The sequence below is a fragment of the uncultured Winogradskyella sp. genome, from assembly GCF_947495255.1.
Lineage (GTDB): Bacteria > Bacteroidota > Bacteroidia > Flavobacteriales > Flavobacteriaceae > Winogradskyella.
Map to the genome: position 1 here is coordinate 301,213 of NZ_CANLYI010000002.1, position 17,537 is coordinate 318,749.

Below are 17,537 nucleotides of genomic sequence, written 5' to 3' on the forward strand. Positions count from 1 at the left end.
ACTTTAGTTTTTAGCAAACTTCTCTAAAGTCTAATTCTAATTTCTATGTTTTTTTTTCTAAAAGTAACCTTGTTTTTTACGATCTTCCATTGCTGTTTCTGCACGTTTATCATCGGCTCTTCCACCACGTTCAGTAGTACGAGTTGTGGCAATTTCTTCAATGATTTTTTCTAAATCATCTGCTTCGGATTCTACAGCTCCTGTTATTGGCATATCACCGCAAGTACGGTAACGAATTGTCATATTCACAACTTCTTCGCCTTCTTTTAATTTTATAAATTCTGAATTTGCCAAAATAACACCATCTCTTACTACACAATCGCGTTGATGAGAAAAGTAAAGTGATGGCAAATCAATATTTTCTAATTTAATATATTCCCAAACATCCATTTCTGTCCAGTTAGAAATAGGAAACACTCTAAAATGCTCGCCATAATTTTTGCGTCCATTAAATAGATTCCATAATTCTGGTCTTTGGTTTTTTGGATCCCATTGCCCAAACTCGTCTCTGTGAGAAAAGAAACGCTCTTTAGCACGGGCTTTTTCTTCATCTCTTCTTGCGCCACCCATTGCAGCATCAACTTTAAATTCCTCTAATGTATCTAAAAGCGAAACGATTTGAAGTGAATTACGAGAAGCATCTGCTCCAGTTTCTTCCTTAGCCCTACCTTTATCTATAGCTTCTTGCACAGAACCAACAATAAGTTTAACACCAAGTTTCTCAACTAATTCATCTCTAAAAGCAATTGTTTCAGGAAAATTATGACCAGTATCAATATGGATTAAAGGAAATGGTATTTTTGCTGGATAGAATGCTTTTTTTGCTAAATGAGTTAGCAAAATAGAATCCTTACCTCCTGAAAATAATAAAACTGGATTTTCAAATTGTGCTGCAATTTCTCTAATCACAAAAATCGCTTCCGATTCTAATTCTTTTAAATGATTAATTACGTAATTACTCATGTTATTTATTTTAATTTTTGAATAATAAAATCTTTAATAATTTCAACCGAAGACTCTATCGATTGATTATCTGTAATAATTTCTAAATCTGGATTAATAGGCGCTTCATAAGGTGCAGAAATTCCTGTCATGTTTTTAATTTCTCCGGTCCTTGCTTTTTTATACAAACCTTTTACATCTCTGCGTTCACATTCTTCTAAAGACGTATTAACGTATACCTCAATAAAATTTTCAACACCAACAATAGATTTTATATTTTCTCTATCCTTAATATATGGTGAAACAAACGCTGCCAATGTAACGACACCTGCATCTACCATGAGATGAGCGATTTCCGCAATTCTTCTAATATTTTCAGTTCGGTCCTCAGGCGCAAAACTAAGGTCTTTATTTATACCTTGTCTAATATTATCACCATCCAAACTAAAAGTAGATATTCCTTTTTTATGAAGTTCTAACTCAACTGCATTTGCTAAAGTAGATTTCCCAGAACCAGATAAACCCGTAAACCATAACAAAAAAGACCTATGTCCATTTCTTGTTTCACGATCAGCCTTCGTTATATTATAATCATGCCTTACTGTATTAATACTCATAATTCTCTTTGGGTCTTTAGCTTTTCCAATTTCTTTTTTCTAAATCTTTGGTCTAAGCCAAAATTAATTTTATACCATAACTTCTCATGACCAAAATACAATAACATTTTTGTAATTACCTCCGCACCACCAATCTTTACTCCTGTCATAGGATTCCCACTAATAATCCAACCTAATATTATAGTATCTAAAGTGCCAACACCTCTCCACGAAAATGTTTTTAACACATGACGTTTATTTGAGGATTTTATTGATGACTTAAACCAAATTCTTTCATGAATATAGTACAAAACCATCTTAGTAACCATCTCAAAAGCACCCATTTGCAATCCAATAGACAAATCACCAGAAATAAACCATGATAACAATAACGTATCTAAAGTACCTATAATGCGCCAAGTAATTGTTTTTGCTAGATGTCGTTTACTGAATTTCAAGACTTCATAATTTATTAAAAACCGATAAACTCATCATTTATATTGAGACACTTTTAAACAAGTGAGATTTTAAAATTTATTTACAAGTGTTAGACTTAACAACATTTCATGCTTTTCAGAAATAAATCCTTGTTTAATATCTAGAAATCTAAATTGCTTATATCTTTGTTTATTTGGAGCAAATATAAATAATAAGAAATTGACAGTACTAAATAGTCTCATATTTTAGAGATAAATATTTAATTTTAAATTTCCGGATTATCTCATTATTGAATTAACAATAAAACTCAAAAAAATTCATTTATAATTAATTTCAAACAAGGCGTTTGTATTAATAATATAATTCAGTAAGAAAAAAGCTACCTAAAAGACACCCTTTATCTATGAAATAATACCTTTTGTTTTTTTATTCACTTTTTTTGTTACCTTTGGCGAATCCAAAATTATCGAAAACACCTACTTATCAAGAAGATATATGTGTTTTACAAGATTTAATTTAAATTAATTATGAAAAAAAATTACATTTTATTGTTAATGGCCCTATCCATGCTATCCTTTGGATTTGGTCAGACTATTGCGACTATTGATCGCGACAATATTGTAGGACCTACAGCTACGTCTACCGTAGCTAACATGTCTTCTATTGGTCTAACCAGAGGGTCTGGTGTAGATCTAAGTACAACCAACACTAATTTCACATCGAGAAACTGGACTATCGGTGGAGATCAAGCAGCAGCAGAAGCAGCTAACGACTACATTCAATGGTCTATATCTGCAAACTCTGCCTTTGAAATAACTCTAACTGATTTAGACATAAGATTAAGAAGAAATGCAAATGGTCCATCTTCATGGCAGATATTTTACAGTTTAGATAATTTTGCAACAGCAGGTGTCGCATTGGATACACCTCAAACATTAGCATCATTAACAACAACAATTGGTGGCACCTCTGGATTAACAATTACATCTGGGGTTTCTGGAACTATCTCCTTTCGTTTATATGCTTGGGGAGCAACAACAAATGCTGGTTGGTTAAGAGTTCTTGGACAAACCGCATGGGCTTCTCCGTTAGCAATTACAAATCCTGGCGTACGCCTTTCTGGTAGTGTTTCTACATCATCTACAAATAGTATTGATTCGGATATTATTGCTTCAACATTCGCTTTATTCCCGGTGCAACAAAATATCGATTACAATTCTACGTACATCACTCCATCTGGACTTAATTTTAGTAATTCAGTTCCCTTAGGAGCATTTACTATTAGAGATGGTGGAATAGGAAGTGATACTGACACAGATGGTACTACTTTAACATCTATTGATTTTGAAGTTACAAATTCTGAAAATTTAGCTGCACTAGCTATTATAGATTTAGGTACATTTGCATCTGTTGCAGAAACAACATCAGTAACCCCTACTACAACTTTAGATGGATTTAGCATCACTGCTGCAGATGGAGGCACAAGACAATTTGTTGTTTTAGCATCTTTTAAATCTGTTGTAACCGATAACGAACAAATTCAACTAACAATTTCTAGCGCTACTGCACCTGCTGCAGGCAGCTCTCTTTTTACTAGTTACAATGCTGGAGGTGCACAAACATCAATAGTAGGTGACGACAACCGTATAGAAGTTATTGCTAGTAAATTCGAATTTACACAACAACCTACTGACGGGAATCAAAATGAAGTAATAGTTCCTTTTCCAATTATTAACGCTGTAGATGTTAATTCTAATATAGATTTAGATGCTAATATTACAGGGATTAGTGTCACCGCATCTCCTACTACTGGTATTATTGCAGAAACTTATGACATGACCAATGGTGAAGCAACATTAGATAACGTTGTATTTACAGAAACTATAACAGGCGTAAGTATTGTTGCTAGTTCAACTGATATCTCTGGCACAAGTGATACATTTGATATTAATGGCCCACTTCTTAGCATCGCTGGTCAAAACTTTGATTCAGCTACGGACTGGTCATATACAAGTAATACAGCATATTTTGGTACTGTTTCAGATTGGGGAGACACTGTAGGTTATTTTGGAGAAATCGCATTAGCAGATGCAGCGCCTCTAGATAATCCTCTTTTCGATAATGTAATTTTTGGAGAAAATGATTTAAATGACACCAGCAATCCTTTCGCTATATTAACTTTTGATAATACTGACGTAAGTACTTACACAGATTTACGTATAGAATTTGATTGGCAAGTAAATGGCTATGTAAATAATGCTAACGATATTCAATACCGCCTTTTCCTTAATGGAAGTGCTAGCGGTACTTGGGTAACCGTGTTTGACGGAAATGGCGATGTAAACGATGCTACAGGAAGAGTTAAAATATCTATACCAGACGGAAATTCTACGGTTGGTTTGCAAGTTAGATTAAGAAACAATCTAGATAATGGTTATTCTGGTTTTGACAACTTTAGATTAGTTAGCCAATTTAGCGGTTTAATTTATACAGCTAGTAATGGTTGGAAAGATAACATTGAGCCAGATGCTACAACAGGCGCTTTAGATGCTATTGTAATAGACGGAACATACGATGTATCAGGAAATGTACAATTAGATAACCTAATCATAAATGACGGTGCATCAACTGTTCTTGATTTTGGTGAATCTATAACAACAAACTCAAACATTGTTAATAATGGAGATTTAGAACTTAACTCAATAAGTAGTAGTTATTCTAGTTTAATCGTAAATGGTACAATTGCAAATGAGGTAACATACAATCGTCATGTAAATCAATTTGCTGATTCTGGTGCTACTACAGGTAAAAATGATTTAATATCTGCTCCTGTTACAAATAGCGCTCAAACTTTCAGTGCACTAAGAACTGCTAATACTCAAATACCATCAGGAACAATTGGTGGTGTGCCATCTTATTTATTTGGACCTTATGATATTAATACTGGTACTGGCGCATATGTTAATTACACTACAGCTGACGATGCTTCACTCGTAGAATCAGGTATTGGTTACAGAACAGCTTCAACGGATGCTGGAGGGTCTTCATTTAAATTTGTTGGAGATGTAGAAACAGGTGTTAAAAGTGTTGACATTAATGTAGGAACAGGAAGTATTCAAAACCTTATTGGTAACCCATACCCATCTTACATTCAATTATCTACTTTTTTATCTGAAAACAGTGCTGCTTTTAACCCTACAAACTACGGTGTTTATGGTTATAAAGGTGATGTAACAACAGGATTTGTAGTATGGAACCAAGCGTATTCTGATGCAAACCCAACAGCTAAATTGGCTCCTGGACAAGGTTTCTTTGTTGCTTCAAAAAGTGGAGGTGCTACAATTAACTTTACACCTGCAATGAGAACAACTGGTGCTTCTGATGATTTTATTGTTGGACGATCAGAAAACCAAAACTTAGCAAACTTAAGATTACAAGTTGCAAAAGAAGGAAACATATACACAACTGATTTATATTTCAACGATAATGCTTCTTTAAGCATGGATGCTGGATATGATTCTGAAATGTTTGAAACTAATGCTCCTGCATTCTCAATCTATTCTCACTTAGTACAAGATAATCTAAGTAAAAATATGGCTGCACAATCTGTTAGCTATTCTGACCTAGAAAATGTAACTATTCCATTAGGAATTAACATTGAACAAGGTGTACAAGGAACAGTAAGCATTAGCGAAAGTTTTATACCAGAAGGTATTGAAGTAACGTTAGAAGATAATGTAAATAATACATTTACTAACTTATTAGAAAGTGATTATGTATTCACACCAAGTACATCATTAACTGATACTGGTCGTTTTTACCTACACTTTACAACAGAAGCTGCACTGAGTGACTCTGATAATATATTAAATGGTTTAGAAATCTACGCTATCTCTAAAACAATTACAATAAAAGGATTATTAGAAAGCGATACAATGTTTAATTTATATGATGTACAAGGAAGACTTGTTAACACTACTGAATTAAATTCTAGAAACACACAAAATAGTGTTGATGTATCTAATCTTTCTGCTGGCATCTATGTTGTACAATTACAAAACAACGCAGGTACTAGAACCCAAAAAGTTATTATCAAATAATTGTAAAAGTTATATTTAAAAAAAGCGCATCTTTCTGAGATGCGCTTTTTTTATTTTTAATATTCTTATATTAAATTAAGTGCTTATAATTTCACATAGTACTTCTTAAAACACAATATCTCGCGTTTTCTTCTATTCTATAAAGTTTTACAACAAACTTTAAACGCTTTTCTAAGACCTAATTACCACATACACACTCAACAATTATTACACATTTTATTTGGCGTAAAAAACCATTGTAACTGATAACTGACCAGTGACAAAAAAAAACATCTAATATAATGATGTTAACGGTTTGTTAATATCTAAATATAGCATAAACTATCAGTTTTATTATATTTGCGACCCCTTATCATTACAGACTTAACCGTGTTTTTTACCAATTAACGATTAATAAACATTTTGCAACGATTTTACGCAAAAAACTGTAGGGTATTTCTTTTTAGTCTATTCTCATTTTTTCTTAAAACTTGCGTTTTAACTCTAATTAATTAATACAATGAGAAAATTTTACGCGTTTTTATTACTCCTTTTAATAGGGAATTTTGGATTTGGACAGACTACTATTTTTAGTGAATCTGGAGGCGGCTCTGAACCTACTGATTGGATTTTTCAAAATAACGTTACTTCCAACACTATAGATAAAGGAAGTTATTGGTTAGTCGATGCTGGAAGCCCTAGTGATTTTATAACAACAGCAACTTATGATTTATCGTCCTATACTGATGCAGAATTCACACTTGATGTTGCATCATTCAATTCAGGATCATATAATCCTGCTAAAATTGAAATATCTTTTGATGGTGGTTCAAATTATACGCAAACAGAAACTTCAAGTACAACAATTGGTTCATCATATATAGATGGAGGTACATTTATTTTAAATAGTGTTTCAAGCCAAGTAGTAATCCGAATATCAAACAATGGAACCTCTGGTAGAGGTGTAAGATTAAGAAACTTAAAATTAATAGCATCTGGCGTTGCATCTACTTGTACAGAACCAATAACAGCGGCAACAGGATACAACTCAACACTAATAGAATCAAATAGCGCAACTATAAACTGGACAAGAGGAGATGGTGACAATGTACTTGTTTTAATGAAAGAAGGTTCTGCTGTTGATGCTAGTCCTGTAAATGGAACGGCATACGCAGCAAATACGGCTTTTTCATTAGGTGATGAAATTGGGACAGGGAATTTTGTCGTTTATAATGGTACTGCAATTACTGAATCGATTACGGCACTAACTGAAAACACAAACTATCATGTAGCTATTTATGAGTACAATAATACAGATACTTGTTATATTTCTTCAGTAGAAATCGGCAATTTTACAACACTTGCAAATACGAGAGTGCAATTTACAGCAGCATCGGCTTCAGTTTCTGAAGGTATTGGAACTTATAATTTAGAATTTTCAATTTCAGATGAAGATGCTACTATAGATACAACTTTCGATATCGCCTTAGTTACAGGTGACCCAACGGATATAGACAACTATACAACGCAATCAGTGATCTTTTTATCTGGAACCAACACAAATCAAACAGTAGCAATAACAGTAACAGATGATGCTATTTTTGAAACCAATGAAACATTAGTATTTACTATTCAGAATGTTGCTGGTGGAAATAACGCAACGGTTGGTGGTATCAATACATTCGATTTAACCATTACTAACAACGATACAGCACCTCCAATTACACTTCCATACAATGAAGACTTCTCAAATTGTAGTGCAGCGGAATGGACACCCTTCGATGAAGCTGGTGATGATTCTTGGCTTTGCTCAGGAGGTGAATATGCTATCAATGGTTTTACTGGCTCAGATGATTTGGATTGGTTAATTTCTGATTTTACTATAGATTTTGATGCATACAACTCAGTATTAATTGATGTTACAACAAGAGAGCAGTATGGAAATACTTTAAATGAAGCTGGGGAATTTGAATTGAGGTACTCAACAAATTATTCTGGGTCTGGTGACCCTACACTAGCAACTTGGACAGCTTTAACTTTTGATCCAGAAAATAATTCTAGCGGAAATGGATTATCAACACCTTCAACATATACTATTAATGCATCAGGTATCACAGGAATAGCGTATTTAGCATTTTTCTATGACATGACCGCTGGGTCTGGTGCCGAAGATTGGAGAATAACTGAGGTCTCCATTGAAGAAACTACTGATGTAGATTCTGAAGCAGATGATTCTGGTTCTCAGCCTGCAACTACAACCATCAGTTCTTTAGCTGATACGCAAGCAGAAGCTATTGAAGTTTTTAATATGGACTTGTATGATTTTGGTACTAGTGATGGGCTTAATACCAACGTGACTAAAATTAGATTATACCCTCATTCTACTAATACAGCAGACTGGACAGATAACATACAAGGTGTAACCGTAAGTGACGGAAGTCCTATTACAGTGACTAGCGTAACTATAGACGATGCATTTATCGATATTAACTTTACATCAGGAGATTTAACCATTTTAGATAGTGATATTAGCTCTTTATCTATATCGGTCTATTTAAACACATCAAACATCACAGATGGTGGTATTTTATCTTTTATGGTGGATGTCGACAATCATGGTTTTGAAGCAGATCCTTCTGGTAGTACTTTTACATCTACTTTTTCTGGAAGTGATTTTAATTCTAATGATTTCACATTAAGTGTAGATGTTACTGAATTAGTATTTACTCAACAACCTCCATTAACAGTTGATATTAATACTACAATGCCAAGTGTTATTGTGCAGGCTCAAGATGAAAACGGAAATGTTGATATCGATTACAACCTAGATGTAGACATTACTTCTTCAGGTACATTAAGTGCTAGCCCAATAACTGAAACGTCAGTTTCTGGCGTGGCTACTTTTACAACTATAACACATACTGAATTGGGTACTGATTTAATTTTAACTGCTGATGATGGATTATTAACAGTAATCAACAGTACTAATTTTGATGTAATTGCTTTACCTGAATTTGGTTGGCAAATTACTGCAGAAAACACAGAGTTTGTTATTGATTTTGATAATACAGTTTTAAACGTTAACGAAGGACAATTTAATGGTTCTGGTATTGTACCAAGTCCATCTGCTGGTCAGTTAAATTCCAATGCTTGGGCAACAACAGGAATGTCTGATGGCAATACTGATTTTGGCGATTCTGATACCTCTGGAGATTATGCCCGAGGATCGGACTCTGGAGGTGTTAATAGCGGTGGTTTTTACGCTTTTGAAGTCAATTCAGGCAATTATGGTTTTGGAGCGCAACCAACAGGAAGTGATTGGACCCCTGGAGATATTGTATTGAAGTCCCAAAACAAAACCACTCAAGTCGTTACCAGTGTTCTAGTTGAATACACAGTTTATGTCTATAACAATGCAGGAAGGAGTACAGCTATTGATTTTTATTATGGTGAAGACGAAAATTTAGCAACTTATAATTATGTTGCAGGTTTAGATGTTATTACATCAGAAGTTGCAGATGCTAGCCCAATATGGGTAGCGGAGCAAAGAAGTACTACAATAACAGGTTTGAGTATTACAGAAAACAATTTCTTTTATTTAAACTGGTATGGTTATGATAACGGAGGTTCTGGAAGTAGAGATGAGTTTGCAATTGATGATATTAAAATAACCTTCAACCCACCAACAACCTATACCTATAATGGAATATGGTCACCAAGCGATCCAAATGGTGCTTCGTTATCTACAGAAGCTATAATTATAGAGTCTGGTAATACTTCAATTTCCACAAATACAGATATTAACACCATTACTATAAGTCCTGGCGCTGGCTTAACCATTGATTCAGGTGCTACGTTAACTGCTATTAATGGCATAACATTAGAGTCTAACGCTACAAGCTATTCTAGTTTAATTTTAGATGGAACTATAGCAGGTAATGTTGTTTACAAAAGACATGTAAATACATTTAATAACACAACAGGCAGTACAAATGGCCAAAATGACCTTATCTCTCCACCTGTTACTAATGCAAGTCAAGATTTTGGCACATTTAGAGGAATAAACACAAATATTCCTTCTGGTACTGTTGGTGGTGGTACAACAACATTTTACTTATTTGGACCATATGACAATAATGCAAATTCTTATACTTTATTTTCCGATGCTGACGACGCCACAGTCTTAACAGCTGGTGCGGGATACAGAGCAGCATCTACTGACACCTCTACATTTACATTTATGGGAGCTGTTTTATCCGAAACAGTACCTGTAACTATCACAACAGGTTCTGAAAACGCATGGAATTTAATTGGTAATCCATATCCATCCTATATTAACAGTACTGAATTCCTAACCTCAAATGTATCAAACTTAGATCAAGATGCTGTAGCTATTTATGGTTATGATGGAGATGCTCTAAATGGCTGGACTGTAATTAATTTAAATAACCCAGAAAATATAACACCAGGACAAGGCTTTATGGTTTTAGCTGATGCACCTAGCGCCGACTTAAACTTTACACCAACAATGCGAAGAGTATCAGGAGGTGACGATTTTATTTCAGGAAGAACTGAAAACACTAATGCTCATTTTAGTTTAAAAATAGAAAACAATAATACTAAATATAGTACAGATTTTTATTTTAACAACAACTCTACAAGAGGTTTAGATGAAGGATATGATGCTACAATCTTTACCAGTCAATTACCAGATCTTTACATGTATTCTCATTTAGTTGAAAATAATACTGGAAGAAAAATGACAATGCAGTCGTTAGGAGAAACTGACCTTACTGATGTTACTATTCCGTTAGGTGTTAACTCTAATCAATTAGAACAAATCACCTTTAGCATTGACGAATCTACATTACCAAATACCGTAGACGTTTATTTAGAAGATAATGTAGAAAATACATTTACCTTATTAACTTCTGGTGATTATACATTAACACCAAATGAAAACTTAAGCGGAACTGGTCGTTTTTACTTAAGGTTTACAACTACAGCATTGTCCATAGCAGAAACGACTTTAGATAATCTAAACATCTATAGTAATCCAAGTGATAAGACAATTGTGGTTACAGGCCAATTATTAGAGACTACTACAGCTAACTTATACGACTTACAAGGTCGATTAGTTAACTCTTCATTATTACTGAATACTGATAGATCACATTCTATTGATGTGAGTAATTTAAGTATTGGCGTTTATGTAGTAGAATTAATTAATGGAACTCAAAACAAAACTCAAAAAGTTATTTTGAGATAATAAAAAAACTAACGCTATTAAAAAAACGCACTAATTTATTTTAGTGCGTTTTTTTTATGAAAATTTTTAGTCATTCGATAATTTTTTATTTCAAATAAAAAAGCGTAAACTGTTTTAAGGGTAAATTAATTTTAATAAGTGACCATTTAAAAACTATGGTGTCCTATACATGGGAGCAATCGTATTTACTCTAATTACAGAAATAAAAATATAGATTGCCTATAATATTCTAGCACTAATAACTACAACCTGAATACAAAATGATGAAAAACTACTTTAAAAAATATCCAACCTTACTTTTTTTAAATCTTGCAATATTCTTTTTGTCAAACGAAAAAATATACGCTCAGTTTACAATAGCAACAGACAGCGCAAACGACCCTACATATAGTACCGATTTTAGCACTGGACAAAACGGCGGAAACGGATATACGGCATGGGCTATAACCAATGGTGCAGATACTGGTGCTTTTACTGGAGACCCAATAAATGATGGAATGTCTAATACAGACATAGGTACTAACGCATTTTCATTTTATGCTACAGGTGGAGATTACCTAAATGCAATTAGAGGTTTTGATGCCTTAGAATTAAATGATGAGTTAACTTTTTATTGGTCCATGAATTTTGACGCGAACTCTGGTAGTAAGGGTTTTGACTTGAGAAATAACGGCACAAACATTTTTAATGTAAATAATGCCTCGACTACAGAAATTACAACTACTAACGGAATTGCAACATCTGATTACGGAACCAATGCAATGCTTGTTACAATTAAGCGAATTACAGGTGATAACTATGAATTCTCTATGACATCTAAATCTGGTGGAACAACTTACACAACAACGTTTAACTCTAGTGTGACTATAGATGAAATTAACATCTATATAGGTAACCAAAATGATGCTACAGGAGAAAGAAACGTATACTTTAATAATTTTGAAATTAACAACGATGCGAATTTTAATATTACAACAGGAACTGAAACTTATACAAAAGATTTCATCGGTTCTGGATTACTAAACAAAATGGGCTCAGGGACTTTAGTACTTTCTGGAAATCATTCTTATACCGGGACCACAACAGTAGATGAAGGTACTTTAATATTAAATGGAAATTTAACCAATAGCGATGTTACTGTTAGATCTGGTGCAACACTAGAAATCAATGCTACTTCAACTGTAAAATCTATTAATGTGGAAGCAGGAGGATATTTACAAATAAACTCTGGGGTAACATTATCACTAACCAATGATCTAACCTTAAATACAACATCTACATCCTATTCTACTTTAATATCAAATGGAACAATTATAGGCACTATAAACTATAAAAGGTATGTGAATGGTGCTGCAGGTACAGGAACCACTACTGGAGCTAATGATTTAATTAGCCCTCCATTATCTGGGAGCACTTTTGGAATTCTAAGAAATAATGCAGATACAAATATTCTTTCTGGGAATATTAATGGTGAAGGACCATTTTACTTATTTGGCCCTTTTGATACCGCTTCAAATGGATACAATTTATTTAGTTCTGCAAACGATTCTGAAGTATTTACCGCTGGTAATGCCTACCGCTCAGGCTCCAATGGTGGAGGAACATATACTTTTACAGGTGCAGTGGAAAACGGAATAGTTACAAAAGATATTGTTGCACCTGCGGCTAGCATATGGAATCTTATCGGGAATCCTTATCCTTCATACATAAAAGTAAAAGAATTTCTTTTAGATAATCTTACTCAGTTTAATACAAGTAGCGCAGCCGTTTATGGATATGATGGAACCGCTTCAGATGGTTGGGTAACTTGGAATCTCGCCTATGCTTTTGACCCTATAAATTCTGAAGTTCTATTAACACCAGGACAAGGATTTTTTGTTGCATCAAAATCTCAAGGCGGTTTGGTCTCATTTGACCCTAGTTATAGAACAATAGGTGATTCTGACGACTTTATTGCAGGACGGAATTCCAACACCGTTACTAACCTTGAATTAACATTAACGAATACGACTACTGTATTTGAAACAGATATTTATTTTACTGAATTTTCTACGCAAGGTCTAGACCCAGGATTTGATAGTAGTTTATATGGTGCATCAGCTCCAGAGTTCTCATTATATTCTCATTTAGTAATGGATAATACAGGAATTCCGATGGCTATTCAGTCTTTAGGAGTAACAGATTATGGAAATGTTAGCATCCCTTTGGGTGTTAATTCTAACCAAGGCGAACAGATAACTTTTAGCATTACGGCGAATACGTTACCAGTAACCGCAGAGGTTTATTTAGATGATAATGTAGCTAATACTAGTACGTTATTGACTGCTAGTGATTATGTTATTACACCAAGTACAGATTTAAACGGAACAGGACGTTTCTATTTACGTATATCAGATAGCACTTTATCAATTGCTCAAAATGATTCTAATAATTTAAGCGTTTACAGTAACAAGCATGATAGTACTCTAGTTGTGTCTGGGACTTTATTAGAAAACACTACAGCTACGATATTTGACATACAAGGACGTATCGTTAACACATCTATTTTACAATCGCAAAATAGATTACAAAATATAGACGTTAGTCACCTTACACAAGGTGTATATATTGTACAACTTAATAACAGCAAACAAACTAAAAATCAAAAGGTAATTTTAGATTAAATAAATACTATTCTCCCACTCTATATTATAAAATCATGTAGTCTGGGAGTTACGTTTTTTTAGTTAAAAATATCTTAATTGAGAAAACCAAACATCTAAATACTACGTAAATAGGTTAGAATGATTTTTTTTCATTTTATTAAAATGTTAGGTACAAGGCGTATTTTAACGGTTTAAAAGAAAATCATCTAGTGAATTAATAAATTTTCTGTAAACCTTTTCGTATTTTACTTTAATAAATAAAATAATTTACTATTTTTGAACTCAAATTTAGGGCAAAAGCCATGAAGCAAGAAAACAATAAAGACAAAATCACACGTAAAGAAGCCATTTCTAAAATGGGAAAATATGCTGCATTAACAGCAGTAGGAACATTTGTGATATTAAATCCTCTTAAGGCCCAAGTATCATCTTTACCAGCAGATCCAGGGGGAAATCCTTTCGATTAATTTTCAATATTTATTTTGAATAATATCTTAGCGCCAACTTATGAAAAAAGTATTGGTGGGCTTTGGATATTGTGGTATTCGATATCTAACAGCTATAGCGTTATTGATGCCAATTTTAAATTCCTTATAGATTCTTATTTAGACGTAACCTCCAAAGCTGAATTTAGAGCATTAATTCTTGACGAAGATAAAAATGCTAATTATTCAGAAATTGAGAACACCATTTCGAGCTATTTATCAAACTGCAATATACCCACAACTCATGCTGAAGTTGATTTAACTTCTTTCGATTCTTCTCATAGAAATTTATCGAGATACTATAGTATCAATGGAAAAGTAATTCAAGTCAATTATGACTCTGAGCTTGTTTTAAAAACAGTTCACCCTTCTATTGCACATTGCTCTATATCAACTTACAAATCTGTTGATACAACTTTCGATATTTATTTAAAAAATGACAACTTATTTTTATTTAAAGATGAAAGCCTAATTACTAGTGCTCCTAAACTAGAGTATCATAAAATTCAAGGGAAGTTTATAATGCATATCTTATGCACTATTCACGATAAACCTGAAAGCGATTGGATTGGTACCTTCCATGGTTCTACCATAACAGATGGCAACTCCTCTATACTAATAGTTGGTGCATCTGGAAAAGGAAAAAGTACACTCTGTGCACTTTTAACTGCTAACGGTTTCAATTTACTGGCAGATGATGTTTCTCCAATGCTTTCAAAAAATAAAAATATATACTTTAATCCTGGTGCTATTTCCATAAAAAAAGGTGCATTTAAAATCCTTGAACCCATTATTAATAGTTTTAAAGACTTACCTCCTATAAATTTCAATAAATCAAAAGGCACTTTAAAATATTTGCCTTGTGCTATTCCTGAAAAATTGCATTATGCATGTCATGCAGTAATTTTAGTAAACTATAGAGACAAGTCTGATACAATAATAGAACAAGTCTCTGTAAAAAAAATGTTAGAAACACTAATCCCTGACTCTTGGTTGTCGCCAAATCCATATCACGCAAAACAATTTATAGATTGGTTAGGGCGTATTAAAATCTACGAATTAACTTATAGCGATATTAAGGAAGTTGCTAATGAAATTTCAATATTATTTAAATCACTGAATAATTAGCTTTTATATTCTATATTAGAAGTACATTAATAACCTATGGGTAATTACGCTAAAACATATCAACATATTGCTGATATTTTAAGTTTTGAAACTTCAAATAATACTTTAGAATCAACTTTAAAGAACCCAACATTTAATTGGGATAATATAGTTATTGAAGGAAGTAAATATTTAGTTCTTCCGGCTATATATTCCAGATTAAAATCTAGAGAACTTTTACACACGTTACCAGAAGAGTTAAATAATTATCTAGAAGAAATAGCTTCTGTAAATAGGAATAGAAATAAATCAATATTAAAACAAGTTCATTCTATTTCGAAAATTCTTAACGAGAATAATATAAATCATGTATTTTTAAAAGGAACAGCTCTTTTAGCATCTGGAAAATATAATGATATTGCGGAGCGTATGGTTGGTGATATTGACATTCTTGTTGAGAAAAGTCAAATTCATGAAGCATTTAACATTTTGAAATCTAATGGTTACAATAAAACTTTCGGGTTTGCTTATGAAACGAAAGATTTTAGACATTTAGATAGACTTATTTCAGAAAGCGAACTTGCAGCTATTGAAATACACTCAGATTTGCTAATAAAAAAACACAGATCCTTAATTGACATTTCTTCAGTTCTCAAATCTAAAATTGTAATTAATGATATAACAATACCAAATTCATATTATTTAAGTTTGCATCAAATATGGAGTTGGCAACTTAATGACAGAGGACATTATTATAATTTCCCAAGTTTAAAAGTACTTTATGATACTATTGTCGTTAAATCGTACACAGATGACAATCTAATCTCAAGCTTGTTAATATTAAAATATGGAAAATCATTTTTAGAATTAGCTAAGCATTATTTTCAGGAGTTTTCATTTATAGATTCAACTCTATATATGAAATATATTAAGTACTCTCATAAAATAACAATGTCAAACAAACTAGCTAGAGTAACATCAAACATTATAAAGGTAACTTATTTCAATATTAGCAAACGTCTACACCTTATATTCACCAACAGAAGTTATTTAAGGCATATCCTAAACATTTTATTTTCAAGGAAATAAACACAATATTTTGATTCAGTTAGAATAAATTTTATTAAATTTCGCACGAATTATATAGGACCTTTTATTTGAATTCTCTTACAATTCCTGATGAAGTAGTATAAAATAAAGATAACATTTAAGTTTTTAAATAAAAATTAACCTTATTTTATAAGTATTTCGAACAATTTTTAAATTATTAATGAAAATTCAGTAAAACTTTACTTCATTATTTGTTTTATAATGCATAAAGTTTACCTTTGGACAAATTATTTTAGCATGAAAAAATTATTTTTAATTGTATTATTAGTATCATTTAGTTTATCTTCTTTTGCCCAAAGACACGATGATGAGTGGCACTTAAGCATTGGTTTAAATGCTTTAAATAGTTTAGGGTCACAAAACCCTTTTCATAAACCAGGAGATTGGACATTTGAATTCCCTATTTCTGCAGCAGTTGAATTTAATTGGTCAGAAAAATTTGCAATTGAACAAGCTATTACATTTAATGGATTTGCAGAAGGTGCAGGCTTAGACGAGGCACCATTTCAAGAGGTAGAAAAAGATTATAATTATGTATCCTTAGACACGCATTTAAAATATTATTTTGGACGTCATATTGCACCCAACGATGATTGGTTTGACCTATATGCTAATGCTGGTGTCGGATTTTTTCACATAGATGAAACTAATATTTCATTTAACTTAGGTGGTGGAGTTTTATTTTGGCTAAATAGAAATAGATCTTTTGGATTAAGAGCTCAAACCATTGCTAAATTTGCTTTTAATCATAAAGATAGTGGATATGATAATAACCACTACCAATATCATTTACAAGCTATATTTAAATTATAATACTTAATTAATAAAGTATAAGATAAAAAAAAGAGAATCAATAATATTATTGG

General features: G+C 32.6%; 10 protein-coding genes. 7 read left to right on the forward strand and 3 right to left on the reverse strand.

Going from position 1 to position 17,537, the window contains the following annotated elements:
- Positions 1-57 precede the first annotated feature (57 nt).
- Genes cysD through Q0807_RS04105 form a run of 3 tightly spaced genes read right to left on the reverse strand, consistent with a single transcriptional unit; the run spans position 58 to position 1,996 of the window.
- Positions 58-963, reverse strand: a complete 906-nt coding sequence (gene cysD / locus Q0807_RS04095; protein WP_299106692.1) for a sulfate adenylyltransferase subunit CysD — start codon at positions 961-963, stop codon at positions 58-60.
- A 5-nt stretch (positions 964-968) separates the two neighbouring features.
- On the reverse strand, positions 969-1,559 hold the full coding sequence (gene cysC, locus Q0807_RS04100) for an adenylyl-sulfate kinase (protein WP_299106694.1): 591 nt from the start codon (positions 1,557-1,559) through the stop codon (positions 969-971).
- Entirely contained in the window at positions 1,556-1,996 is a 441-nt protein-coding gene (locus Q0807_RS04105; protein WP_299106696.1) for a DUF2061 domain-containing protein, read from the reverse strand. Before Q0807_RS04105 ends, cysC begins: the two co-directional genes overlap by 4 nt.
- A 507-nt stretch (positions 1,997-2,503) precedes the next feature.
- Here Q0807_RS04105 and Q0807_RS04110 point away from each other — a divergent pair.
- The 7 genes from Q0807_RS04110 (at position 2,504) to Q0807_RS04140 (ending at position 17,484) form a co-directional block, all read left to right on the forward strand.
- Positions 2,504-6,076 (forward strand): T9SS type A sorting domain-containing protein, encoded by a 3,573-nt coding sequence (locus Q0807_RS04110; protein ID WP_299106698.1) that lies wholly within the window; start codon positions 2,504-2,506, stop codon positions 6,074-6,076.
- A 499-nt stretch (positions 6,077-6,575) separates the two neighbouring features.
- Positions 6,576-11,324, forward strand: coding sequence for an S-layer family protein (locus tag Q0807_RS04115; RefSeq protein WP_299106700.1), 4,749 nt, complete (start codon positions 6,576-6,578; stop codon positions 11,322-11,324).
- Between the two features lie 323 nt (positions 11,325-11,647).
- Entirely contained in the window at positions 11,648-13,987 is a 2,340-nt protein-coding gene (locus Q0807_RS04120; RefSeq protein WP_299106702.1) for a T9SS type A sorting domain-containing protein, read from the forward strand.
- A 284-nt stretch (positions 13,988-14,271) separates the two neighbouring features.
- Positions 14,272-14,436, forward strand: a complete 165-nt coding sequence (locus Q0807_RS04125; protein ID WP_299106704.1) for a hypothetical protein — start codon at positions 14,272-14,274, stop codon at positions 14,434-14,436.
- 15 nt (positions 14,437-14,451) lie between these two features.
- Positions 14,452-15,582: a hypothetical protein gene (locus Q0807_RS04130; RefSeq protein ID WP_299106707.1), complete on the forward strand. Its 1,131-nt coding sequence runs from the start codon at positions 14,452-14,454 to the stop codon at positions 15,580-15,582.
- Between the two features lie 36 nt (positions 15,583-15,618).
- Positions 15,619-16,650 carry a nucleotidyltransferase family protein gene (locus Q0807_RS04135; RefSeq protein ID WP_299106709.1) on the forward strand — a complete coding sequence of 344 codons (1,032 nt, stop codon included), beginning with the start codon at positions 15,619-15,621 and terminating at the stop codon, positions 16,648-16,650.
- A gap of 258 nt (positions 16,651-16,908) precedes the next feature.
- Positions 16,909-17,484 carry an outer membrane beta-barrel protein gene (locus tag Q0807_RS04140; RefSeq protein WP_299106711.1) on the forward strand — a complete coding sequence of 192 codons (576 nt, stop codon included), beginning with the start codon at positions 16,909-16,911 and terminating at the stop codon, positions 17,482-17,484.
- The last annotated feature ends 53 nt before the right edge of the window (positions 17,485-17,537 follow it).